This is a genomic window from Mycolicibacterium rutilum, assembly GCF_900108565.1.
In the GTDB taxonomy this organism is placed as follows: Bacteria; Actinomycetota; Actinomycetes; order Mycobacteriales; family Mycobacteriaceae; genus Mycobacterium; species Mycobacterium rutilum.
In genome coordinates, this window is the sequence record NZ_LT629971.1 from 2,452,144 (window position 1) to 2,473,244 (window position 21,101).

Consider the following 21,101-nt stretch of genomic DNA (forward strand, 5'->3'; position numbering starts at 1 on the left):
CAAGATTTCTGTGTATGTGGCTGATTTACAGGTAGGGGTTGATGCGTTCGGGGTAGGTCAGGGCCAGGGCGCCCAGCGCTTGTTTCCAGCCGTTGGTGCGTGCTCCTTCGACGAGGCGTTTACTGCGTGTTCGATCGCCGGTTCTGAGGGGGTCCTCGGAGAACTTCTGTCGTTCGCGGGCCCGTTTGTCCTCGATGTTGCAGATGGCCAGCCACAGCAGTTTGACCGCGGCCTGATCGCTGGGGAAGTGACCGCGGTTCTTGATGATCTTGCGTAGCTGGTAGTTCAACGATTCGATTGCGTTGGTGGTGTAGATGGTCCGCCGCAGCGCCGGTGGGAACGCCAGGAACGGGATGAACCGCTCCCAGGCGTTGCGCCAGGCGATCACTGTCGTCGGATTCGACTGTCCCAGAGCCGAGTTGGCGAACTCGTCGAATGCCTCAGCTGCGGCGTCGGCGGTAGGGGCGGTGTAGACGGTCTTGAGCGCTGCCGCGACGGCCTTGCGTTGACCGTAGGAAACGAACCGCATCGAGTTGCGGATCAGATGGACCACGCAGGTCTGCACGGTGGCCGCAGGCCAGGTGGCTTCGACAGCCTCGGCAAATCCGGTCAAGCCGTCGGTGCAGACGATCAGGATGTCTTTGACGCCCCGATTGGCCAGCTCGGCGCACACACCTGCCCAGAATTTGGCGCCCTCGTTGGCGGTCACCCAGATCCCCAGCACGTGACGGATCCCGTCGAGATCGACCCCCACCGCGATGTGGGCAGCCCGGTTCTTGACCTGGTGACCGTCTCGAACCTTGATGACCAACGCGTCCAGATAGACGATCGGATAAAGCTCCTCCAGCGGCCGTTTCTGCCACGCAACGACCTCCTCGAGGACCGCGTCGGTGATGTTGGAGATCGTCTCGTGGGAGAGCTCGGTGCCGATCGTGGTGGCCAGATGATGCTGGATATCGCGGATCGTCATCCCGCCGGCGTAGAGCGAGATGATCATGTCGTCGAGCCCACCGAGGCGCCGCGAGCCCTTCGGCACCAGCGTCGGGGTGAAGCTGCCGTCGCGGTCGCGGGGAATCGCCAATCCGACGTCGCCGACCTCGCTGGCAACCGTCTTGGCGGTGAAGCCGTTGCGAGCATTGGGCAGTTCACGCCCGATCGGATCACCCTTCTCATAGCCCAGGTGATCGGTCAGCTCAGCGGCCAGTCCGCGCTCGAGCACGGCTTTGACCATCTCGGGCAAGAACCCACCCTCACCGGTCAACTGCAACTGACCCGCGTCGATCTTGGCCAGCACATCATCGAGAACACCCGCAGACTGCAACGCCGCAACAGCGTCAGCTCCCGAGATCGGCTCGTCAGTGGTCATGTCCATCGATACTGCTCCATTCACTAGGAGCCACCGCTACACAAACCATCTGACACGCCCGGGTCAGTCAGGATGTGGTCGATGCCGTGCTCGCGGCAGATCGCGTCGAACAAAACCTCGACCGGAGGGTGATTGAACCGGCCAGTGAAGACCTTGCCTTGTCGGTCAAGATCTGCCCCGGCGCACCATAGGTCGCCAACGCAGCGCGCAGACCATCGCAGACCGCGCGGGTTGCGTCCAGCAGAGTGGTGTACGAGTCGGGCCTGATCAGCGGTACCGGCGTGTCGTAGCCGAATGATTGAAGGTCATCGCGTGATTCTTCGAGAGACCCGCGAAAGTCACTCGAGCAAAGGAATCAACGCGATGACCACTGCCCACAATATCGACCTGCCTGCCGTGCTGGCCGAACGACTCACCACCACCCACCCCGACGTGCTGCGCGAGCTGCTGGCCACCTTCATCCACACCCTGATGGGCGCCGAAGCCGACGCCCTGTGCGGCGCGGGATACGGCGAGCGCAGCACCGAGCGCACCAACTCCCGCAACGGCTACCGCCATCGCCAATTCGACACCCGCGCAGGGTCGTTAGATCTCGCGATCCCCAAGCTGCGGCACGGCTCCTACTTCCCAGACTGGCTGCTGGAACGCCGCAAACGCGCTGAGCGGGCCCTGACGACCGTGGTCGCGACGTGCTACCTGCTCGGTGTCTCTACGCGGCGGATGGACAAACTCGTCGAGACCCTGGGCATCACCAGCCTGTCGAAGTCCCAAGTCAGCGTGATGGCCAAGGAACTCGACACCGCCGTCGAAGCCTTCCGCACCCGACCCTTAGACGCCGGCCCCTACACCTTCGTCGCCGCTGACGCCCTGGTGCTCAAGGTCCGCGAAGGCGGCCGGGTGGTCAACGTGCACGCCCTGATCGCGGTGGGGGTCAACACCGAGGGCTACCGCGAGATCCTCGGCATCGACGTCACCACCGCCGAGGACGGGGCCGGCTGGCTGACGTTCTGGCGGTCACTGACCGCCCGCGGGCTGTCCGGGGTCAAACTGGTCACCAGCGACGCGCACGCCGGCCTGGTCGCCGCGATCGGCGCCACCCTGCCCGGCGCGGCCTGGCAGCGCTGCAGAACGCACTACACGACCAACCTGATGGCCATCACCCCGAAAGCCTCGTGGCCGTGGGTGCGCACCCTGCTGCATTCGGTGTTCGACCAACCCGACACTGAATCCGTTGCCGCACAATATGACCGGATCATCGACGCACTCGCCGACAAGCTCCCCAGGGTCGCCGAGCACCTCGAAGCAGCCCGCCCGGACTTGCTGGCGTTCACCGCATTCCCCAAGCAGATCTGGCGCCAGATCTGGTCGAACAATCCCCAGGAGCGACTGAACAAGGAGATCCGGAGGCGCACCGACGTCGTGGGTATCTTCCCCGACCGCGACGCCCTGATCCGCCTCGTCGGCGCGGTACTGGCCGAACAACACGACGAATGGGCCGAATCCAGGCGCTACCTCGGACTCGACGTCCTGAGCAAATCACGCACCGTCAACGACACCCCGACCGAACAGGAGGCCACCCCCGCGGCACTGCCCGCCTAAACGACCACATCGAAGAATCACACGACGACGTCGTACACCACGTCCCTGGACTTGACCACCGCGCGGGTACGCTCGCGGGCCATCAGCCGTGCACACACGCACATCCGGGAGTGATCATCGACCCCGGTCAATGCTTTGGCACTGGTCCCGTCGGCCAGCGCGAACCCGCCCACGATGTCCATCTGCCACAACTCCATCGCCGCGGCACGCTCCCAGCGCTTCCACTTACGCGAGCGCCGGTCACGTCGATGCGGATCGATCATTTGTGCACGCACCAACGCCCGGTAAGCCGCCGACTCCGAGGGCACCGGCTCCACCCCACGTTTGCCCAGCTCAAAGACCAATCGACGCGGCCCCCAGTAGGGCCGGGTACGGCGCAACTCCAACAAAGCCGCCTCCACCCGGGCCGGCATCTGATGCGGACACGACGCCGGCCGATGGGACCGATCCACCAGCCCGGCAAGCCCCTCGGCCTCGTAACGGGCCAACCACGAGTGCAGCGTCTGGCGCGACACCCCTGCTTTCGATGCAACCTGCGAAATCGACAAACCATCGCTGATCACCGCCAACACGGCCTGATACCGCTGCTCAGCCACGCTCAACTCCCTCATCTAGGGAGTGTCAAGGGTCAACCGAAGCAACTGACAAGCATCAGCCGAAACACTGTCCAGCATCAGCCGAAACAGATATGTCCAGCATCAACCGACCTAATACAGCGAAAAAAGTGCCCCCGGCAGGATTCGAACCTGCGACACCGGCTTTAGGAGAGCCGTGCTCTATCCCCTGAGCTACGGGGGCGCAACGGCTCGCAGCTTACCGGCTGGGCTGGTGCAGCAGCGACGACCATTCGTAGCGGGCCGCGCAGCCGGCGTCCCCATCGGTCGCGTCGCCTGCGGCCAGCCGCACCAGGGCGGTGGCGAGCTCCGCCGTCGGCAACCGGTGCCGCCTCGCCGCCCCGACGATTTCGGCGAACGCCTCTTCGGCCGCGCACCGGCGCAGTGCGATCAACACGCCCTCCGCGCGCTCGAGCGCGGTCCCGGGACTCATGGTCATGATCAATTCCCGTTGCCGACCGAGCCAAACGTCGACCGCGAACGCACCCTCTGCATTACGCTACTGCTGGTTCCGTAATCGGGCCGGTCGAGAGAGGACACCACGTGCGCAGTCGCTACGCGGGCACGCCGTTCACGACGCCCACGGACGAGATCCGGGCGGCGCTCGAGGACGTCAGTGTCCCGACACTGCTCCTGAGCCTCGTCCACATCACCGGCGACACCCGCTTCATCCGCGACTACGCCCAGGCCGGCCTGTTCCTCAACGAGGTGCAGGGCTTCATGTCCGACGAGGACAAGGCCCGCGCCCGCGCCGACGCGCTCGAGGTGATCACCGACTACCGCGACCGCGGCTGCCCGGAGCCTGCCCCGCTGAGCGCGGACGTCGTCAAGCAGATGATGGACTGGGCGGCCTGCGAACCCGTCGGCGACGAGTACCTGCCGCTGCTGACCGAGGAACTCGACCTCGACGGAGCCGATCCGCGCGCCCCCGAACCCATCGACGCTGACGCGGCCGCCGAGCTTCCCGTCCTCGTCATCGGCTGCGGTGAATCCGGGCTGCTGGCCGCGATCCGGCTTCAGCAGGCCGGGGTGCCGTTCACCGTCATCGAGAAGAACGCGGGGCCCGGCGGAACCTGGTGGGAGAACACCTATCCGGGCGCACGGGTCGACGTCGCCAACCACTTCTACTGCTACAGCTTCGAACCCAGCAACAACTGGACCCATTACTTCGCCGAACAACCCGAGTTGCGACAGTACTTCGTCGACGTGATGACCAAACACGGCATCGCCGAGCACGTCCGGTGGGAAACCGAGGTCGTCTCCGCCGACTGGGACGACGACGCCGGCACCTGGACCGTCGCCGTGCGCGCCAAAGACGGCCGCGTCTCCAGGATCACCGTCCGCGCGGTCATCAGCGCCGTCGGCCAACTGAACCGGCCGAAACTGCCCGACATCGACGGCGCAGACTCGTTCGCAGGCCGGTCTTTTCACTCGGCACGCTGGGATCACCGCGTCAGGCTCACCGGCAAGCGGGTCGCGCTGATCGGTGCCGGCGCGAGCGGCTTCCAGATCGCCCCGGCCATCGCCGACGACGTCGCACACCTCGACGTTTTCCAGCGCACCGCGCAGTGGATGTTCCCGAACCCGATGTACCACGACGAAGTCGGCGACGGAACCCGTTGGGCCATGGAACATCTGCCGTACTACAGCCGCTGGTACCGGTTCCTGCTGCTGTGGCCCGGCGCCGACAAGGGTCTCGACGCCGCGCGCGTCGACCCCGGCTACGAACAGACCGACTACGCCGTCAGCGACATGAACGCCGCGGCGAGGATGATGTTCGCCGACTGGATCACCACCCAGGTCGACGGCGACGAGGACCTGCTCGCCAAGGTGCTGCCCGACTATCCGGCGACGGGCAAGCGCACACTGCAGGACAACGGAACCTGGCTGCGCACCCTGCGCCGCGACAACGTCGAACTTGTCCGCACGCCCATCGAGCGGATCACCCCGGCCGGTGTCGTCACCGCCGACGGCCGCGAGCACCCCGCCGATGTCATCGTGTACGCCACTGGTTTTCGCGCCACCGAGGTGCTGTGGCCGCTGCGCATCACCGGCCGCGGCGGGGCCGACCTGCGCGATGTGTGGGGTGAGCGGCCGTACGCGTACCGCGGCATCATGGTGCCCGGCTTCCCGAACTTCTTCCTCACCTACGGCCCCGGCACACACCTGGCGCACGGTGGCAGCCTCATCTTTAACTCCGAGTTGCAGATGCGCTACATCGGACAGTGCCTGCACGCGCTCGCCGACGGCCTGCACTCGATCGAGCCGACCCCCGAGGCGACCGAGGACTGGCGCCGCCGCTCGCAGGAGGCGATCAAGATGACCGTCTGGTCGCACCCGTCCATCGAGCACTCGTACTTCAAGAACGCACACGGCGAGATCCACACCGTCAGCCCGTGGAAGCTCTACGAGTACCACGCCGCGGTGCGCGAACCCGACTGGTCCGAGCTCACCGTGCGACCAGCGGGCGCCCCTGCCGCACAGGGTGTTTAGAGCGCGGCGATCACCTTCGCGAACGCCTCGGCGTGCCGCTGCTGCACGGTGAAGTAGGTGACGCCGTAGGTGTCCCGGTAACCGCGCAGCGTGTCGGCGATCTCGTCGGGCGACCCCGACAGCACCGCCGGAGTGGCGAGCAGCTCGGCCTCCGACAGGTGGGGCAGGAACTGGCGGGTGATCGACAGGTCGGGACGCCCGGAGTCATCGGTCGGCAGCGCGGTGATCGCGATGTTGAGTTCGAGTTCGGCGAACCGGTCACCGGCGGCTTCGCGCACGAACGCGATGCGGTCGGCCAGCGGATCGGACTCGGCGGTGATCGGCGCCCCGCCGGTCAGACCGATGATGTGGGCACGCTTCGCGGCCAGCCTCAGCAGCCGGTCACCGTTGCCGGCGATGAGGATCGGCACATCGGCGGCGTGCTCGGCCATGTGCTCGGTGACGTGACGCAGCCAGTCCACGCGCTGGCCGGCCGACGGGAACGGCAGCTCGGCCTGTTCGAACTCCTCCTGGACGTAGCCCGCGCCCAGCCCGAGATCGAACCGCCCGGCGGACAGGTCGCGCAGCGTGGTCACGTCGCGGGCCAGCAGCGCGGGCCGGTAGAAGCCCGCGTTGAGCACGAAGGTGCCGACGCGCAGGGTCTCGGTCGCCATCGCCATCGCGGTCATCATCGGGAACGGCGCGGTCGTGTACAGGTGGTCGGCGACGTGCACGATGTCGTAGCCCATGTCCTCGGCGCGGCGCGCCCAGTCCTGCACCGAGGCCTGCCGCCGTCCCGCCTGCAGGCCGACCCCGAATCGGAAGGGTTTGGTCACGGTCCGATCGTAGGGCGATCGCAGGTCGGCAAAGGATGTTTGGAGTCTGCGCGCCTTGGGCATAAACCTGCCGCCGACTTCGAATCATCGAAGTCCACAGACCTGAAGGACTTGCTGCCCGATCCGGCCCGTCGTGAACCATTCCGATGGGCCGGATCAATATTCTGCCCATGGCCACTCATCCCACGATCGGCGTCGAAGAAGAGTTCCTGCTCGTTGACCTGGCGAGCGGCGAACCCGTCGCGCGCAACGAGGCCGTCGCGGCCGAGGCCGCCAACCGCGGCGTCGACCTGCAACTCGAGCTGACGACGTGCCAGGTCGAGACCGCGACCGAGGTCGTCGGCTCCACCCGCGCGCTCACCGAGCAGCTGCTCGAACTGCGTCGCCACACCGCCGAGGCCGCGACTGCGGCCGGGGCCCGCCTGCTGGCGGTCGGGTTGCCGCCGACCCTGCCGCACGAGTTTCCGATCACCGACACCCCGCGCTACCGCGAGATCGCCGAGCGGTTCGGCATGATCGCCCACGAGCAAGGCATCTGCGGATGCCACGTGCATGTCGCGGTGCCCAGCCGGGAGGCCGCCATCCGCGTCAGCAACCGGCTGCGGCCGTGGTTGCCCAGCCTGCTCGGACTGAGCGCCAACTCGGCGATCTACCGCAACTCCGACACCGGCCACGCCAGTTGGCGCAGCGTGCTGTGGGCCCGGTGGCCCAGCGCGGGACCGCCTCCGCATTTTGACTCGGTCGACGAGTACGACGCGGTCGTGCGGATGATGCAGCAGGCCGGGGCGATGCTCGACGACGGCATGGTCTATTGGGACGTACGGCCGTCCGCGAACTTCCCGACGATCGAGGTGCGCGTCGCCGACGTGCCCGCGACGGTCGCCGACACCGTGTTGCTGGCCGCGTTGACCCGGGCCGCGGTGATGACGGCGCTCGACGACGAACGACGCGGCGAACCGACGCCGCCGCTGGCGCCGCACGCACTCAAGGCCGCCTACTGGAAGTCCGCCCGCGACGGGATCGACGGTGACGCGGTGGATCTCGTCGAAGGCCACGACCGGGTGCCCGCCCTGACGCTGCTGGACCGCCTCGTCGAGTACGTCCGACCCGCCCTGGAAGACGTCGGCGACTACGACCTCGTCGTCGACGGACTACGCCGCGTCGCCGAACACGGCAACGGCGCGACCCGGCAGCGCCGGGCCTGGGAGCACGGGCACGACGTGCGCGACGTGGTCGAGGCGGTCGCCGAGGCGACGCTCGAAGGCACCTAGGCCAGCGGCAGTTCGGCGAACGGCGCGCCGGTCGGGCGCTGCGAACCGCCGGGCGGTTCGATGGTGAACGCCAGCGTCCGCGAGTCCCCGAGATCGGGCAGCACCGCGGTGGTCGACGGCGCGACCGCGGCCGAGTCCATCGTGCCCGCCGAATGCGCGCCCTTCTCGTCGACCAACCACATCTGATAGACGGTGCCGGCCTGCGGCGGGGTGACGTTGTTCATCACCAGCACGCCCGCGTCCTTCTCCCGCGAGAACACCACGGTCGCGGTGCCGCCACCCGGGATCTCGCCGGACACCGTCCGCACATCGGGCGCGGCGAACACCTGCTCGGCGGTCGACACGCTCGGCGCCGGACGCAACGCCAGGCCGACGCCGAGCGCGCCGAGCCCGACCACGAGCGCGGCCGCGGCCGCCAGTGCCGGCTTCTGCCACCGGCGCGGCCGCAGTTCGCGCACCGGCGCGGGTTCGGGTTCGCGGACCTCGGCGAGCAGCCGCGCACGCAGGTCGGCTGGCGGCTCGACGGCCGTGCCGGCCGACAGCACCGCCATGGTCTCGCGCACACTGCGCACCTCGTCGGTGAACGCCTGCGCCAGCGCGGGCGGCGCGGCCGCCACCCGACGGTCGACGTCGGCGCGTTCGGCGTCGGTCATCGCGTGCAAGGCGTACGGTGCCGCGAGCGCGATGAGGTCGGTGTTCATGGGCTCGGTCATGCCACCCCCAAACACTTGCGGAGGCCGCGGATGCCGTCGCGCATCCGCGATTTGATCGTGGCGAGGTTGGCCGACAGCCGTTCGGACACCTGCACGTACGTCAGGCCGTCGTAGTAGGCGAGCTGGATGCACTCGCGTTGCACATCGGTCAGCGAGCCGAGGCAGTCGGCCACCTGGCGGCGTTCGTCGCGCAGGATCACCGAATCGGAGACGTGGTCCGTGGGCAGATCGGCGGTGGCGGCGCCGTACCGGTTCTCCCGCTGGGAGGCCGCCTGTTCGGAGCGCACCCGGTCCACCGCGCGCCGGTGCGCCAGCGTCATCAGCCACGCCAGCGCCGATCCCGCCGACGGGTCATATCCGCCGGCGGTGCGCCACACCTGCAGGTAGACGTCCTGCGTCGTCTCCTCGCTGTAGCCCGGATCGCGCAGCACCCGCGAGATGAGCCCGAAGACCCGTGCGCGGGTCCGGTCGTAGAACGTGGCGAACGCCTCGACGTCCTGCTGGGCCACCTGGCGAAGCAACTCGTCGAGGTCGGTTGTCACGAGCGGTAGCCTAGCCACCGGCGTCAGCACCGTCATGGTTATCGCGATGTGGCCGCATGCGTCACCAAACTGGTTGAGGCAGGACAACTTTCGATGACCCGTCCGGTGTCGCGGACGACGGGCACCCGGCGCAGCCACAGCGTCAGGTGCTGCACGCGCAGATCCACCGCGGTCATCAGCGGCGCCAGTGGTGCGGTGAACTGCAACCGCAGCACCGCGCGCAGGGTGGCGGCCCGCCGCGTCCCGCGCACCGTCGCGACGAACGCCGGCTCGTCGTGGCGGTGCAGGGACACCGTGACGTCGAGCTCCTCATCGGGATGCGGGGCCCGCACAAGGTAGTGGCCGTCGGCGCCGTTGAACGGGGAGACGCGCAGTTTCTTGGGCGCCAGCGACATGCCGTCGGGACCCGGCGGCAGCAGGTAGGCGTGCCGCCCGCCGCGGTTGTTGTGCATCTCCATCACGACGTGGCGCACCACGCCGTCGGCGTCGTGGCACCAGTACAGGGTGACCGGGTTGAACACGTACCCGAGCACCCGCGCCTGCAGCAGCGCGGTGATGCGGCCGCCGGTCAGTTCGATGCCGTGGGCGCCCAGGAACGCGTCGACACGCTCGCGCAGCGTGTCGCCGGGTGTGCCCTCGAGGTGATCATCCGGGTCGAACCGCGCGAACGGCCGCAGCCAGCGCGGCATCGAGGGCAGCCGGTCGACGTCGACGTACCAGCTGTAGCCGTGGTGCTCGAAGTAGTGGTGCACCGGCGCGCGCCGCAGGTGCGTGATCCGGGTCCGGTACAGGCAGGGGTCCACATCGGGTATTCGGAGCCGCGCCCGCCGCGGATGGGTGTGCGTTCAGGCGCGGCAGAACAGCGCGTCCAGCACCGCCCCGCGCGGGTCCTCGATGGGTGAGCTCGCGTGCGGTTCCTGCGTCAGCGTCATCGAGATCGCCGGGCCGTCGACGGTCTTGGCCATGAAGCTGTGGTAGCCGGGCAGGTCTCCGCCGTGCCCCCAGGCGGTCACACCGCAGGGCAGCGACACCCGGCCCAACCCGAGCCCGTAGTCGAGGACGCCGTCGCCGTCGGGCATGGGCACTGTCTGCTGCATCTGCTCGAGCAATCCGGCGGGCACGACCCGCCCGTCCAGCAGCGCGGTGAGGAACGTCGTGACGTCCTCATTGGTGGACACCAGCCCGCCGGCGGTCCCGGCCGCGGTGGCGTTGAACTCGGTGACGTCGGTGCGCACGCCGTCGACGAGCTCGTAGCCGTGGGCGAACGGCGTCCGCAACCGCCGATCACCGGGAGCCGGGAAGTAGGTGTCGAACAGCCCGAGCGGCACGATGATTCGCGCGGTGACCGCGACGGCGGCGGGAACGCCGGTCACTTTCTCGACGAGCAACCCGGCGATGATGTAGTTGGTGTTGGTGTACTTCATCTCGGTTCCGGGCGCGAACTGCGCAGGCCGGGTGAGCGCCATGTCGAGCAATCGCTCGCCGGTGACCGGTTCGGTCGGGACCTCGGTGACCTCGTCGAAGTACTCGGGCAGGCCGCTCTGATGACGCAGCAGCTGGCGCACGGTGATCGCGCTCGCATCGATCCCGTCGCCGCGGATCCGGCCGGGCAGATAACGCTCGATCGGGGCGTCGAGGTCCACGCTGCCCTCACCGACGAGCTGCAGAACCGTCGCGGCGACAAAGGTTTTGGTGATGCTGGCGACCCGCACGTGGGTGTCGGGCGCGAAACCCGTGCCGGTGTCGACGTCGGAGAACCCGGCCGCGTAGCGCCTCAGGTCGGGCCCGTGACGGACCACGGCGACACCACCGGCGAGGTCGTCATCGGCGACGGCTTGCGCGAGTGCGGTGTCGACGGCGGAGGGCTGGGCGTGTACCGGTGCGGCGGTGAGGACCGAGAGGGTCAGGGCCGCGATGATCGCGAAGCGCACTACGCCGAGCGTAGTGGCCACGAATGCGCGGCGGCGACCAGGCCGTGGATCAGGGTGGAGGTCGCCGGGCTCAGGCCGTCGTCGCTCGGTAGCTGGCTGCGGGGACTGAGCCCGCGCACCCGCGGGGTGAGTTCGAGTTGCGCTCCGCCGTCGCGCATCCGGTTGACCGGGTTGTCGGGATGCATGCCGCGCAGCTCGCGGGGGATCGCGGCGAGGTCGGTGACGACGTCGTATCCCGGCACCCGGACATGCTCTGCAAGGTGTTGCGCGAGTTGGCGATTGCCGCCCCCGGCGAGCAGGTGCGTGCTGCGCCCGATGCGGCCGTAGCCGTGCAGCGACACCGCGACGTCGACGTGGTCGAGAAACTCGGCGAGGCGCTCGGACTCCTCGGCCAGATAGCGCGCCGACGGCAGGTGGTGCGCGTAGTGGTCGGGGTGGTGTACCACGTACAGCGACGCACCTGCGGCGTCGGCGGCGCGTTCGGCGATCACGTCGGTCATCTGCTCCAGACCGCCGCCGTGGATGGCCATGAACCCGAACCGCGAGCGCAGGATGCTCGACTCGGTCACGCCGGGCTGTGACAGCAGCTCCGAAAGTGATTGCGGGGCAGGCGGTTCGATGCCCTTCGGGCGGCTCGGCCAGTGCGCGGGGTCCCAGCGGCGCAGGAAGTCCACCCAGCGCTGCGGCAACCCGTGGTGCTCGGCGCCGTCGATGATCCGCTCCAGGTATCCGGGCCGCGGCGGGCCGGGTTCGACGCGGTGGTCGATGTAGACCCAGGCCTCGGCGGGCCCGTCGTCGGTGTGCACGGTGAGCCGGTCGCGGCGATAGCGCACGGGCACCCCTTCGGCGCTGTCGAGCACCGCGAGGTCGTGGTCGGACAGTTGCCAGACCACGCCGTGCACCTCGGACCCGTCGAACGGTTCGACGGTCGCGACGCCGCGCTGGTTGATCAGCCAGTCGTGGTCGGCGAGCTTGGCGGGCCGCGGGTTCACCGCATCGGGGCACCGCAACGCCATCTGCGTCACGTTCAGGTTCGACCCGTAGGCGAAGTAGACGTGCATCAACCCGTCAGGGTGAGGTAGATCAGCACCACATTCAACAGACTAATCAGCGCCGCGATGGCCCAGCCCGCGATCGTGGTGAGCCGGTGGTTGGTGTCCTCGCCCATCAGGGAGCGGTCGCTGGTCAGCCGGATCAGCGGGATCAACGCGAACGGGATGCCGAACGACAGCACCACCTGCGACAGCACCAGTGCCCGGCTCGGGTCCACGCCGATCGCGAGGATCACCAGCGCGGGCAGCAGCGTGATCAGCCGCCGCAGCACCATCGGGATCGACCGGTAGAACAGGCCCTGCATGATCATCGCGCCGGCATAGGCGCCCACCGAGGACGACGCCAGGCCCGACGCCAGCAGGCCGATGGCGAACAGCAGCGCGACCGTCGTCCCCAGCGTGTCCGCGACCGCCGCGTGCGCGCCCTCGATCGAATCGGTGTTCTCCAGGCCCTGCAGATTGGTGGCGGCCACCAGCACCATCGAGAGGTTCACCGCGCCGGCGATCACCATCGCGACGCCGACATCCCAGCGGGTGACCCGCAGCAGCATCCGCCGCGCCGGACCCGGTTCGGGGTGGCCGTGCCGGTCGCGGGCCAGGCCGCTGTGCAGGTACACCGCGTGCGGCATCACGGTCGCGCCCAGCATCGCCGCCGCGATCAGCACGCTCTCGGTGCCGGCGAACTTCGGCACCAGCCCGCCCGCGACCTCCGCGACCGGCGGCGCGGAGACGAACAGGCTCGCCAGGAAGCCGACCGCGATGACCGCCAGCAGGCCGGTGATCACGGTCTCGAACGTCCGCTGGCCGCGCCGGTCCTTGACCATCAGCATGAGTAGCGAGATGACGCCGGTGATGATGCCGCCGGTGAGTAGCGGCAGGTCGAACAACAGGTACAGCGCGATGGCCCCGCCGACGACCTCAGCGAGATCTGTTGCCATGGCGACCAATTCGGCTTGCAGCCAGTAGGCGAGCCGGGTCGGCCTGCGCATCCGGGCGCCGACCGCTTCGGGTAGCGAGTGCCCGCTGACCAGTCCGAGCTTTGCCGACAGGTACTGCACCAGGCACGCCATCGCGTTGGCGGCGACGATCACCCAGACCAGCAGGAAGCCGAACTGGGCGCCCGCGCTGACGTTGGCGGCGACGTTTCCCGGGTCGACGTAGGCGATGGCGGCGACGAACGCCGGCCCGAGCAGCACCCAACTCGGGCGCAAACGGGCCTCGCTGCGCTGGATCACCAAACCCACTCTCTATCCGGTGTTGCGAATAGAAAAGTTAGGTTAGCCGAAACCTGGCGGTGGTGTCAGGCGGGGGTTACTTGCCCCAGCCGCCGAGGCTGATCGAGATGCCGCCGCCCCATGGCCAACCCCAGTAGGGGCTGGTCTGCACGGACGGGGACGTGACGATCTGCGAGCTGCCGTTGGTCTGGCACTGCGTGGTGTTCGGGCCGATGTTCGTGCACTGCGGAGCGGCGGCGGCGGCGGGGGCGGCGACGATCGCCGCGCCGATGCCGGCTGCTGCGAGAACCGGTGCGACGTAACGGGACAAAGACTTCATGGGGTGGCCTCCTAAGGCCATTCAACTGATGCCCGCGGCGCTTTGTTCCGCCGCGGCGAGCGGTCAGCGGCCGCCGTGGCCACCGCCGTGGAAGCCCCCGCCGAAACCGCCGATGATCAATGCCGGTCCGTAGAACTCGTCGTCCCACGGGTACAGGTACGTGGGTTCGGCCGGGGTGGCGTTGATCGAGACGTTGCCGGGGGTGGCGCACTGCGTGGTGGTGCCGCCGATGGCCTGCGCACCGCCGGTGTCGACGCACTGCGGGACCGACGGACTACCCTGGGCGGCCGCGGTCGGCGCCACGACGAGAGCCGCGGTCAGGCCCGCTGCTGCGAGAAGCATTGCCGCACAAGCCCTCATGGGAAGAAGAAACCGTCGCCTTCCCACATGCTGCCCCACGGGCCGACGTACTCCTGCTCGGCGGGGGTGGCATTGATCGAGACGTTGCCGGGGGTGGCGCACTCGGTGGTGGACCCGCCGATGGCCTGCGCGCCGCCGGTGTCGACGCACTGCGGCAGCGTCGGGTTCGCCGGTTCGGCCCCCGCCAGCGGTGCCGCGACAAAACCCGCCGCCGCGATGCCGCCCAAAGCGATCACCGGTGCGAGATAACGAAGTGTGGTCCGCATAGGCACGTCCTTTTGTCTGGTCTACCCCGGCCTCAACGCACAGCGTACAACCCTTTTCCGGTGATCAGCGGCAAGTCGAGGGTGGTCCGGATACCTGGCGCGGCGGCCACGACGGCCGGGATCGCGTTGACGACGCGAGCGGCCGTCGCGACCAGACCCGCATGGTTGTGGTCGCCGTTAGGGCTGCTCAGGCACAGGTCGACGGTGTACGACGGCTCTCCGGTGATCTCGATGCGGTACGACCCGCCCTCCTGCGCAGGCTGCGGCCAGTCGGGGTGCAGATCGTCGCGCAGCCGGGTGACGTGCTCGAGGACCACGGCGACGTTGCCGTCCTTGATGCCCTGCACCTCGAAGCGCAGCGCCGCAGCGGTGCCCTCGGCGATGTGGCCGGACGCGATGTCGAAGTCCTCCGGCGCGGGCTCGCGGACGTAGGTCTCGACGACCTTGTCGAGTTCGATGCCCAGCCCCGCCGCCAGTTGCCGCACCACCGAACCCCACGCCAGGCTGAGCACGCCTGGCTGCAACAGCATCGGGATCTCGTCGAGCGGCTTGCCGAAGCCCATCACGTCGAACATGACGGTGGCGCTGTCGTAGGTGTCGTAGTTGATGATCTCCATGCACCGCACCTGCTCGATGCGCTGGCAGGTGCCCGCCAGCGCGAGCGGCACCAGGTCATTGGCGAAGCCGGGGTCGATGCCGTTGACGAATACGCTCGACTGGCCCGCCTGCGTGGCCTCCTCGATCGGCTTGACCAGCTCGTCGGGCAGCACCTGCCACGGGTACTGCAGGAAGACCGCGCTGCTGCCGACGACGTTGACGCCCGCGGCCAGGATGCGGCGGTAGTCCTCCAGCGCCTCAGGCAGCCGGTTGTCGGCCATCGCGGTGTAGACAGCGCAGTCCGGCGCGCCCGCGAGAATCGCGTCCAGATCGGTGGTCGCGGTGACGCCGGTCGAAACATCAAGGCCGGCAAGCTCACCCGCGTCCTTACCGGCCTTGGACTCCGAGGACACCCAGACGCCGGTGAGTTCGTACTGCGGGTCGTTGATCAGCTGGGCCAGCGCGTGCCGTCCCACGTTGCCGGTGCCGATGGCGGCGACCTTGATCGTCATCGGAGATCCTCTCTACAGATCCGGGATGGGCATGTCGAGATTCGGGAACGTCAGGCCGCCGTCGACCTCGAGCGTCTTGCCGGTGAGGTAGCTGCCGGCCGGTGAGGCCAGATACACCGCGGCGGCGGCGATGTCGGCGGGCTCGCCGAGCCGGCGCATCGGGGTGGCCTTCTCCATCGGGTCGCGCAACTCGTCGTTGGAGGCGACGATGTCGAGCGCCGACGTCAGGATGGAGCCCGGCGCGATCGCGTTGACCCGGATGCGCGGGCACAGGTCGAGAGCGACCAGCCGCGTGTAGTGCGAGAGCGCGGCCTTGGCGGTGCCGTAGGCGGCGAATCCGCGGCCGGCCAGCCGGCCCATCGTCGAGGTGACGTTGATGATGCTGCCGCCGCCGGAGTGCTCGAGCATCAGCGGCACCGCGGCGGTGGTCAGCGCGTGCGCGGTGGCGACGTTGAACGTGAACGCGTCGCGCATGTCCTTGGTCGACGTGCTCAGCAGCGCGTTCGGCATGGTGCCGCCGACGTTGTTGACGACGATGTCTAGTTTCCCGAACGCCTCGACGGCGGCGCCGGCCAGCGCGGCGGTGTCCTCGGGGTGAGCCAGGTCCGCCACCACGATGTGCGCACGGCGTCCGACGCCCTGGATCTGCCCGGCGACCTCTTCGAGTTGTGACTGCGTGCGCGCCGCGATCACCACGTCCGCACCGGCTTCCGCGAACGCGACCGCCATCGCGGCGCCCAGTCCGCGGCCCGCTCCGGTCACCACCGCGACTTGGTCGTCCAGCCGAAATCTGTCAAGAATCACGATCGGCATCCTTCCCTCGCCCGGCGAACCGTAGCAGGGAGGCGCACCGCCCGTGAGCGGTTTCTGAAACACGTTCTAATTCACGCCTCGCCAATCACAAACGTCGCAGCGGCACGCCTTCTGCAGGAGAAGTACGGGTGACTCGCCGCAAAACGTTGATCGGTGGGACTCGAGGGGCCCCGGGGTTTTCTGTGCCGGGACCCCGACCGCAGGGCCTACTCCTACGCGACTACTTCTTGGCGGCCTTCTTCGCCGGGGACTTCTTGGCGGCCGACTTCTTGGCCGGGGCCTTCTTGGCCGCCGACTTCTTGGCCGGGGCTTTCTTCGCGGCGCTCTTCTTGGCGGGCTTGTCCCCGTCGCCGTCGGATTTGCCGCTCTCACGCCGCGCCTTGACGCTGGCCTCCAGCTTGGCCAGCAGGTCGGAGACGTCCTCGGTCTCGTCGAGTTCCTGCGGCTGTTCCTCGGTGGTGAACGCCTCGCCGCCTTCGAGTTTCGCCTGGATCAACTCGTGGAGGTGTTCCTGGTAATTGTCGTGATAGCGGTCGGGGTTGAAGTCGTCGGTCATCGAGTCGACGACCTGGCTGGCCATCTTCAGCTCGGCCGGCTTGATCTCGACTTCCTTGTCGAGCACCGGGAAATCGGGATCGCGGATCTCGTCCGGCCACAGCAGCGTCTGGATGACCATCACGTCGCGCTTGCTGAAGTCCTGCACCCGCAGCGCCGCCAGCCGGGTCTTGTTGCGCAGCGCGAAGTGGACGATCGCGACCCGGTCGGTCTCCTTGAGGGTCTTGGTCAGCAGCACGTAGGACTTCGACGACTTGCCCTCGGGCTCGAGGAAGTAGCTGCGGTCATACATCATCGGGTCGATGTCGCTGGCCGGCACGAACTCGAGGACCTCGATCTCGCGGCTGCGTTCCTCGGGCAGCGTGGCGATGTCCTCGTCGGTGATGATCACCGTCTGACCGTCGTCGGACTCGTAGGCCTTGGCGATGTCGCGGTACTCGACTTCCTCACCATCGAGTTCGCAGACCCGTTTGTAGCGGATGCGCCCATTGTCCTTGGCGTGCACCTGGTGGAACTTCACGTCGTGGTCCTGCGTCGCGGAGTACACCTTCACCGGGACGTTCACCAGGCCGAACGCGATCGATCCCTTCCATATGGAACGCATCAACCCAGTATGGCTGATTTCCAGGCCGCATCGCGGGTAGCTCGATCAGGCAATTGCGCGCCGGCTTGCGCCACCGTCAACGCCGAGGACAGCGCGGCGGTGCGCACGACCTCGGTCAGCGCCGCCGTGTCGATGGCCGCAAGGTCGCGGCGGCGCTGCGCGCCGAGCAGGTCGAGCGTCCACAGCGCATCGATCAGCCCGGTCATGAACGCATCGCCGGCGCCGACGGTGTCGACGACGTCGACCTTGAACGCGGGCACCCGGACCGTGCCCGCCGCGCAGACCGCGAACGCCCCTTGCCCGCCCATCGTCACCGCGACGATCGAGGGCCCCAGCGCCAGCCACGTCCGGGCGATCTGCTCGGGCGACCGGTCCGGGTCGAGCCACGACATGTCCTCGTCGCTGGCCTTGACCACGTCGCACCGTTCGATGAGCCGGTCGATGCGTCCGCGCACCGCCGTCTCGTCATCGACGAGGGCGGGCCGCACATTCGGGTCGAACGTCACGGTCGCCGACGGATGGTAGGTGTCGAGCAGCGCCGCGGTGGCCCGGCAGCCCGGCTCGAGCATCGTCGCGATCGAGCCGCTGTGGGCGACCAGCGGCGGCGCCACCTCGGGGGTGCCCGCGAGTTGCCAGTCGATGTCGAATTCGTAGCGGGCCGAACCGTGTTCGTCGAGCATGGCCCGGGCCGTCGGTGTGCGCTGTGCGGTGGTACTGCCCGAAACCAGTTGCGCGCCGGACGCTTCGACGTAGTCGACGATGCGGCGGCCGCGGTCGTCGGTGCCGATGTGGGTGAGGAACTCGACGTCGCGGTCCAGCCGCGCCAGGCCGACCGCCACGTTGAGCGGGCTGCCGCCGACGTACTCGCCCTCGATCTCGCCGCCGCGCTCGACGATGTCGATCAGCGCTTCACCGATCACCAGGGCCCGCCCGGTCATGCGGTGTCCTGGCTCATCAGCGCCTGCAGCGTGGTCCGCGCGCCGTCGCGGTGCAGCGACTCCAACGCCCATACGTAGGCCTCGACGAACCGCTCGCTGGCGGCGAGATCGCCGAAGACCGCGGTGTTTTCGATGAACGCGGTCGGGTTGTCGCGCTGGCTGCGGGCCAGCGGGACCAGCGTGTCGGCGAGTTGGTCCTGCACGTCGATCGGCTCGCCCTGCTCGTCGACGCCCTCGGCGTAGCGCGCCCAACTGGCCACCGTGGCCGCCGACAGCCGGATCGGCACACCGGTCTTGAGGTTCTCCCTGATGACCGGGAGCAGCCACTTCGGGATGCGGTCCGAGGATCCGTAGCACAACCGGGCGACGGTGTCCTTGACGCCCGGGTTGGCGAATCGCTCGATGAGCGTGCGCTTGTAGTCGGGCAGGTCGATGCCGGGCACGGGTTTGAGCGTCGGCGTAGCCTCGTCGTCCATGTAGGCCTGCAGGAACTCGGCGAACAGCGGGTCGCCGGCGGCATCGTGCACCAGCCGATAGCCCGCGAGATAAGCGAAGTAACACAGGCTCTGATGGCTGGCGTTGAGCAGGCGCAGCTTCATCAGCTCGTAGGGTGTGACGTCGTCGACCAGCAGCACGCCGACTTCCTCGAACGGCGGGCGACCGTCGCAGAAGTCGTCCTCGAGCACCCAGGAGGTGAACGGCTCGGCGACGACGGGCCAGCGGTCGTCGACCCCGAATTCGGTTGCCACGACGTCGATCGACTCGGCGGTGGTCGCCGGGGTGATCCGGTCCACCATCGAGTTGGGGAACTTCGTGTTCGCGGTGATCCATTCGCCGAGACCGGGATACGCACGGTCGGCGTGGGTGGTGAACGCGTACCGCGCGACGTCACCGTTGCCCTCGATGTTGTCGCACGACACGATCGTCGGTGAGCCGATGCCCCGCTCCCGGCGACGCGCCAGGGCGTCGGCGACCAGACCGAACACCGTCACGCCCTCGCCGAGGTTGTCGATGTTGTAACCGCCCTCGGTGATCGTCAGCGAGACGATGCGCGTGCTCGGGGCCGCGAGCAGTTCGATCACGGCCTCCGGATCATCGGGGGCATAGCGGTAATCGATGATCGAACCGATGACGCGCGCCTCGCGGGTGCCGTCGGGCTTCTCGAGCATCAGGGTATAGAGCCCGTTCTGGGCCGCCATCACCTCGGCCATCTGGCGGTCGGCGGGCATCACCCCGACCCCGCAGATGCCCCACTCGGCGGCCAGGCCCTGTTCCATCAACGCGTCGACGTACATGGCCTGATGCGCCCGGTGAAAGCCGCCGACCCCGAAATGCACTATGCCGACCGAGATTTCGGAGCGGTCGTAGGTGGGCTTGGCAATGTCGAGTTGTGCCAGGGCGGAGTTGTCGAGCTTCATGACACGGTCACCACCGTCTTGACGCTACCGGGTGTGCGGTCGGCGTCCAGTGCCTCGGCGGTGCTCTCCAGCGGGAACCGCGCGGTCACCATCGCGTCGAGGTCGACGCGCCCGGACTCGACCAGTGCGATCGCGGTCGGCCAGGTGTTGGCGTAGCGGAACACGCCGGTGAGCACCAGTTCCCGGTTCTGGATCACCTGCACCGGCAATTCCATGTTCTCGGCGCCCAACCCGACGAGCACCACGTTGCCCGCCGGCCGCACGGCGCGGATTCCGTCGGCGACCGCCGACTGCGCCCCGGACGCGTCGATGAACGCATCGACCCCGAGGTCGGGCAGCGGGCCCGCGGTCGGGTCCAGCACCTCGGTCGCGCCGAACGACAGCGCCCGGTCACGCCGGGCTGCGTCGGGGTCGCTGACGATGATGTCGGTGGCCCCGTAGGCCCGCGCGACCTGGGTGAGCACGATGCCGATCGGACCGGCCCCGGCGATCAGGACCCGGGATCTGCCGTCGACACCCGCCTTGCGGATCGAGGCGATCCCGACCGACAGCGGTTCGCACAGCGCGGCGGCCTCGTCGGTCATGGTGTCCGGTATCGGATGGGCGAACTCGGCGCCGATCGTCACGTAGTCGCTCAGCGCGCCGTCGACGGGAGGGGTCGCGAAGAACCGCATGTGCGGGCACAGGTTGTAGTGCCCGCGCCGGGTCTCCTCGCTGTCGGGGTCGGGCCGTTGCGGTTCGATCGAGACCCGCTGGCCGACCCGCGCCGGGTCGACTCCGGCGCCGACGTCGACGATCGTGCCCGCTGCCTCGTGGCCGAGCACCAGCGGCGCGGTCACGACGAAGTCGCCGATCCGGCCGTGCCGGTAGTAGTGCGTGTCCGATCCGCAAACCCCCACCGACGACACCCGGATCAGCACGTCACCGGGGTCGGGCCGGGGGACCGGCCGGTCCTGCAGTTCGATTCGGCCAGGTTCGACGAGGACCGCGGCCCGCATGCGGGTGTCCGGCAAAGGTGTTGTGTGCGTCACATTCACCATGCTAACGTCATGAGCATCTACTCGCACCCCTGAGCATATGCTCAGCCG

General features: G+C 68.4%; 21 protein-coding genes, 1 tRNA gene and 2 pseudogenes. 3 read left to right on the top strand and 21 right to left on the bottom strand.

What is annotated here, in order from left to right; translation table 11 throughout:
* Window positions 1-25: 25 nt before the first annotated feature.
* Window positions 26-1,372: an IS256 family transposase gene (locus BLW81_RS12030; protein WP_083407377.1), complete on the bottom strand. Its 1,347-nt coding sequence runs from the start codon at window positions 1,370-1,372 to the stop codon at window positions 26-28.
* A 53-nt stretch (window positions 1,373-1,425) separates the two neighbouring features.
* A pseudogene (locus BLW81_RS29340) lies at window positions 1,426-1,604 on the bottom strand (IS481 family transposase); the annotation flags it as partial.
* A gap of 125 nt (window positions 1,605-1,729) precedes the next feature.
* Here BLW81_RS29340 and BLW81_RS12035 point away from each other — a divergent pair.
* Complete coding sequence (locus tag BLW81_RS12035) at window positions 1,730-2,965, top strand: IS256 family transposase (RefSeq protein WP_083407378.1); 1,236 nt, start codon at window positions 1,730-1,732, stop codon at window positions 2,963-2,965.
* Between the two features lie 56 nt (window positions 2,966-3,021).
* Here the strand turns inward: BLW81_RS12035 and BLW81_RS12040 are convergent.
* The 3 genes and pseudogenes from BLW81_RS12040 to BLW81_RS12050 form a co-directional block, all read right to left on the bottom strand.
* Window positions 3,022-3,576, bottom strand: a pseudogene (locus BLW81_RS12040) (helix-turn-helix domain-containing protein); the annotation flags it as partial.
* A gap of 114 nt (window positions 3,577-3,690) precedes the next feature.
* Window positions 3,691-3,763, bottom strand: a tRNA-Arg gene (locus BLW81_RS12045).
* A gap of 15 nt (window positions 3,764-3,778) precedes the next feature.
* Window positions 3,779-4,018, bottom strand: a complete 240-nt coding sequence (locus BLW81_RS12050) for an ANTAR domain-containing protein (RefSeq protein ID WP_083407379.1) — start codon at window positions 4,016-4,018, stop codon at window positions 3,779-3,781.
* A gap of 104 nt (window positions 4,019-4,122) precedes the next feature.
* Between BLW81_RS12050 and BLW81_RS12055 the strand changes: the two genes are divergently transcribed.
* Window positions 4,123-6,072: a flavin-containing monooxygenase gene (locus tag BLW81_RS12055; protein ID WP_083407380.1), complete on the top strand. Its 1,950-nt coding sequence runs from the start codon at window positions 4,123-4,125 to the stop codon at window positions 6,070-6,072.
* On the opposite strand, the gene BLW81_RS12060 is transcribed toward BLW81_RS12055, so the two are convergent.
* Entirely contained in the window at window positions 6,069-6,887 is an 819-nt protein-coding gene (locus tag BLW81_RS12060; protein ID WP_083410481.1) for a TIGR03621 family F420-dependent LLM class oxidoreductase, read from the bottom strand. The genes BLW81_RS12055 and BLW81_RS12060 overlap by 4 nt on opposite strands.
* A 170-nt stretch (window positions 6,888-7,057) precedes the next feature.
* Between BLW81_RS12060 and BLW81_RS12065 the strand changes: the two genes are divergently transcribed.
* Window positions 7,058-8,158 (top strand): glutamate--cysteine ligase 2, encoded by a 1,101-nt coding sequence (locus tag BLW81_RS12065; RefSeq protein WP_083407381.1) that lies wholly within the window; start codon window positions 7,058-7,060, stop codon window positions 8,156-8,158.
* On the opposite strand, the gene BLW81_RS12070 is transcribed toward BLW81_RS12065, so the two are convergent.
* From BLW81_RS12070 to BLW81_RS12140, 15 genes are all read right to left on the bottom strand, one after another.
* The gene (locus tag BLW81_RS12070; RefSeq protein ID WP_083407382.1) at window positions 8,155-8,871 is read right to left on the bottom strand and encodes an anti-sigma factor; all 717 of its coding nucleotides are present in this window, start codon (window positions 8,869-8,871) and stop codon (window positions 8,155-8,157) included. The two genes, BLW81_RS12065 and BLW81_RS12070, sit on opposite strands and share 4 nt — an antisense overlap.
* Window positions 8,868-9,449 (bottom strand): sigma-70 family RNA polymerase sigma factor, encoded by a 582-nt coding sequence (locus BLW81_RS12075; RefSeq protein WP_083407383.1) that lies wholly within the window; start codon window positions 9,447-9,449, stop codon window positions 8,868-8,870. The genes BLW81_RS12070 and BLW81_RS12075 overlap by 4 nt, the downstream gene beginning before the upstream one ends.
* Before the next feature lie 2 nt (window positions 9,450-9,451).
* Window positions 9,452-10,216, bottom strand: coding sequence for a DUF1365 domain-containing protein (locus tag BLW81_RS12080; protein WP_157897673.1), 765 nt, complete (start codon window positions 10,214-10,216; stop codon window positions 9,452-9,454).
* Between the two features lie 42 nt (window positions 10,217-10,258).
* A complete protein-coding gene (locus BLW81_RS12085) occupies window positions 10,259-11,344 on the bottom strand; it encodes a serine hydrolase domain-containing protein (protein WP_157897674.1) in 1,086 nt (361 codons plus the stop codon).
* A complete protein-coding gene (locus BLW81_RS12090; protein WP_083407385.1) occupies window positions 11,344-12,405 on the bottom strand; it encodes a poly-gamma-glutamate hydrolase family protein in 1,062 nt (353 codons plus the stop codon). Before BLW81_RS12090 ends, BLW81_RS12085 begins: the two co-directional genes overlap by 1 nt.
* Entirely contained in the window at window positions 12,405-13,631 is a 1,227-nt protein-coding gene (locus BLW81_RS12095) for an Nramp family divalent metal transporter (RefSeq protein WP_083410482.1), read from the bottom strand. The genes BLW81_RS12090 and BLW81_RS12095 overlap by 1 nt, the downstream gene beginning before the upstream one ends.
* A 76-nt stretch (window positions 13,632-13,707) precedes the next feature.
* Complete coding sequence (locus BLW81_RS12100) at window positions 13,708-13,950, bottom strand: hypothetical protein (protein WP_083407386.1); 243 nt, start codon at window positions 13,948-13,950, stop codon at window positions 13,708-13,710.
* Between the two features lie 63 nt (window positions 13,951-14,013).
* On the bottom strand, window positions 14,014-14,292 hold the full coding sequence (locus BLW81_RS12105) for a hypothetical protein (protein WP_235632244.1): 279 nt from the start codon (window positions 14,290-14,292) through the stop codon (window positions 14,014-14,016).
* 14 nt (window positions 14,293-14,306) lie between these two features.
* On the bottom strand, window positions 14,307-14,576 hold the full coding sequence (locus BLW81_RS12110; protein ID WP_083407388.1) for a hypothetical protein: 270 nt from the start codon (window positions 14,574-14,576) through the stop codon (window positions 14,307-14,309).
* Window positions 14,577-14,608: 32 nt separating this feature from the next.
* On the bottom strand, window positions 14,609-15,685 hold the full coding sequence (locus tag BLW81_RS12115; protein ID WP_083407389.1) for an NAD(P)H-dependent amine dehydrogenase family protein: 1,077 nt from the start codon (window positions 15,683-15,685) through the stop codon (window positions 14,609-14,611).
* Between the two features lie 12 nt (window positions 15,686-15,697).
* The gene (locus BLW81_RS12120; protein WP_083410484.1) at window positions 15,698-16,489 is read right to left on the bottom strand and encodes an SDR family oxidoreductase; all 792 of its coding nucleotides are present in this window, start codon (window positions 16,487-16,489) and stop codon (window positions 15,698-15,700) included.
* A 229-nt stretch (window positions 16,490-16,718) separates the two neighbouring features.
* Window positions 16,719-17,657 (bottom strand): non-homologous end joining protein Ku, encoded by a 939-nt coding sequence (ku, locus tag BLW81_RS12125; protein WP_083407390.1) that lies wholly within the window; start codon window positions 17,655-17,657, stop codon window positions 16,719-16,721.
* Window positions 17,657-18,595: a carbohydrate kinase family protein gene (locus tag BLW81_RS12130; protein ID WP_083407391.1), complete on the bottom strand. Its 939-nt coding sequence runs from the start codon at window positions 18,593-18,595 to the stop codon at window positions 17,657-17,659. The genes ku and BLW81_RS12130 overlap by 1 nt, the downstream gene beginning before the upstream one ends.
* A complete protein-coding gene (locus BLW81_RS12135) occupies window positions 18,592-20,013 on the bottom strand; it encodes a mannitol dehydrogenase family protein (protein ID WP_083407392.1) in 1,422 nt (473 codons plus the stop codon). The genes BLW81_RS12130 and BLW81_RS12135 overlap by 4 nt, the downstream gene beginning before the upstream one ends.
* Entirely contained in the window at window positions 20,010-21,011 is a 1,002-nt protein-coding gene (locus tag BLW81_RS12140) for an NAD(P)-dependent alcohol dehydrogenase (RefSeq protein WP_083407393.1), read from the bottom strand. Before BLW81_RS12140 ends, BLW81_RS12135 begins: the two co-directional genes overlap by 4 nt.
* Between the last annotated feature and the right edge of the window lie 90 nt (window positions 21,012-21,101).

Coding starts and splice junctions, on each gene's coding strand:
- BLW81_RS12115 (WP_083407389.1), bottom strand. CDS start 15,685: ATGACGATCAAGGTCGCCGCCATCGGCACCGGCAACGTGGGACGGCAC.
- BLW81_RS12050 (WP_083407379.1), bottom strand. CDS start 4,018: ATGACCATGAGTCCCGGGACCGCGCTCGAGCGCGCGGAGGGCGTGTTG.
- BLW81_RS12140 (WP_083407393.1), bottom strand. CDS start 21,011: ATGCGGGCCGCGGTCCTCGTCGAACCTGGCCGAATCGAACTGCAGGAC.
- BLW81_RS12105 (WP_235632244.1), bottom strand. CDS start 14,292: ATGCTTCTCGCAGCAGCGGGCCTGACCGCGGCTCTCGTCGTGGCGCCG.
- BLW81_RS12030 (WP_083407377.1), bottom strand. CDS start 1,372: ATGGACATGACCACTGACGAGCCGATCTCGGGAGCTGACGCTGTTGCG.
- BLW81_RS12130 (WP_083407391.1), bottom strand. CDS start 18,595: ATGACCGGGCGGGCCCTGGTGATCGGTGAAGCGCTGATCGACATCGTC.
- ku (WP_083407390.1), bottom strand. CDS start 17,657: ATGCGTTCCATATGGAAGGGATCGATCGCGTTCGGCCTGGTGAACGTC.
- BLW81_RS12075 (WP_083407383.1), bottom strand. CDS start 9,449: ATGACGGTGCTGACGCCGGTGGCTAGGCTACCGCTCGTGACAACCGAC.
- BLW81_RS12070 (WP_083407382.1), bottom strand. CDS start 8,871: ATGACCGAGCCCATGAACACCGACCTCATCGCGCTCGCGGCACCGTAC.
- BLW81_RS12135 (WP_083407392.1), bottom strand. CDS start 20,013: ATGAAGCTCGACAACTCCGCCCTGGCACAACTCGACATTGCCAAGCCC.
- BLW81_RS12090 (WP_083407385.1), bottom strand. CDS start 12,405: ATGCACGTCTACTTCGCCTACGGGTCGAACCTGAACGTGACGCAGATG.
- BLW81_RS12035 (WP_083407378.1), top strand. CDS start 1,730: ATGACCACTGCCCACAATATCGACCTGCCTGCCGTGCTGGCCGAACGA.
- BLW81_RS12100 (WP_083407386.1), bottom strand. CDS start 13,950: ATGAAGTCTTTGTCCCGTTACGTCGCACCGGTTCTCGCAGCAGCCGGC.
- BLW81_RS12110 (WP_083407388.1), bottom strand. CDS start 14,576: ATGCGGACCACACTTCGTTATCTCGCACCGGTGATCGCTTTGGGCGGC.
- BLW81_RS12065 (WP_083407381.1), top strand. CDS start 7,058: ATGGCCACTCATCCCACGATCGGCGTCGAAGAAGAGTTCCTGCTCGTT.